General features: G+C 55.0%; 1 protein-coding gene. It reads left to right on the forward strand.

Annotation, left to right across the window (positions count from 1 at the left end):
• Positions 1 to 176: 176 nt before the first annotated feature.
• Positions 177 to 1,882 (forward strand): type VI secretion system Vgr family protein (locus tag ACTHUR_RS10750; RefSeq protein WP_440398570.1); only part of this gene is annotated, 1,706 nt, incomplete at its 3' end.

The following is a 1,882-nucleotide window of genomic DNA, read 5'->3' on the forward strand; positions in this document are numbered from 1 at the left end:
GAATATGCCTGCAAACACGGGTTTGCGGTATTGGACGGCATATAGGATGGCAATGGGAAAGGCCGTCTGAAAAACCTCCATTCAGACGACCTTTCTACCGTTTATCCCATTTGCTTTACCGTTGATGACGTTCAAGTTACCATACGAACCTCATTGTCATCTTTAAAATCAACGCCATGACTGCCCGCCAATCCTACCACCTCACCTTCGCCCGTTTCTCCCCGTCCCTCTCCGTCAAATCCTTCACCGCCTCCGAAGCCGCCAACACCGCCTACCGCGTCGAAATCACCGCCACCTCCACCGATTCCTCCCTGCCGTTGTCTTCCTACCTCAACCAACGCGCAGCGTTTGAAATCCGTCCGCAGGAAGCCGTATTGTCCGAAGTCGCCGCCGCCTTCGCAGCCGGTTCAGACGAGCCTCCGGCGAAACAATGGCAGGGCATCGTGACTTCGTGTGAGAAGTTGTCGGTATCTAAGGATGAAACCGTTTACCGCTTTGTTTTAGAGCCGCGTTTCGCGGCTTTAAAACATTTCCAATCCTCCCGACTGTTTCAAAACCAAACCGTCCCCGATATCGTTGCCGCCGTCTTCAAACACCACGGCTTCTCTGGTGTGGACTACCGTTTCCAAAAAAGCCGCAGCTACACCGTCCGCGAGTATGTGACCCAGTATCTCGAAAGCGACTTCGCCTTTATCAACCGTCTGTGTGAGGAAGAAGGCATTTGGTATGCCTTCGAACAAAATGAACAACATGGTGATGTGGTCGTCTTCGGCGACAGTCCCGAACACTACTTCCGCGATCAAAGCTTACCCGTTTCCTACCGTCCCCATGCCGGACTGGAAAGCGTCGGTACCGAAGCACTGTTCAACTTAAGCATCCGCCACAACCCCATCGTCGAAGGCATACGCAGTGCCGACTACAACTACCGCACCGCCGATACCGACCTCTTCGCAGAAACCGACAACAAACAATCCGAAGAATCTGCCGACAATACCGTCTTATTGGGCAAACAGCAAAACTGGGGGCTTCACCCTAAAACAACCGATGAAGCCAAAGTTCAGACGACCCTGTTGAACGAAGCCGTCCTCTGCCGCCAAACCGTCGCCAACGGCAGCGGCAACGTCGTTTCGATGGCACCGATGAAAGTGTTCCAAACCGATACCGCCTTCCCCGAAGCCCCCGACGGCTGGCTGGTACTCAGTATGGAACACAGCGGCAGCCGCGATAGCGCCTACAGCCACACCTTTACCGCCATACCCGCCCAACTCGCCTTCCGTCCCGAACGCACCACCCCACGTCCCCATATCGCCGGCACACTGCCCGCACGGGTGACCGCGGCGGAGAACTGCACCTACGCCTACATCGACGACATGGGACGCTACCGCGTCAAACTGCCGTTTGATTTGGACGAATGGAGTCCCGGTGGAGAAAGCCGTCCCGTCCGACTGGCCAAACCCTATGCCGGTCCCGAATACGGTATCCACTTCCCCTTACACGAAGGCACCGAAGTCATGCTGTCCTTCGTCCAAGGCAACCCCGACCGTCCGTATATCTCCGGCGTCATGCACGACAGCGCCCATCCCGACCACATCCCTGCCGATTGGAACACAAGGAACGTCATCCGTACCTGGGCGAACAACAAACTCAGGATGGAAGACCAAAAAGGTCAGGAACACATCAAACTCGCCACCGACTACCAAAAATCCCAACTCAACCTCGGCCACATCGTCGACAGCGGTAGGACAAAACGCGGAGAGAACGGCGAAGGCTTTGAACTCAGAACCGACGGCTGGGGTGCGGTAAGGGCTGGCAATGGTATATTAATCAGTGCAGACGGTAAGAGTCCATCTGATAAAGTATTAAATATGCATGAGGCTATAAG

Source organism: Neisseria sp. P0021.S007 (assembly GCF_051956855.1).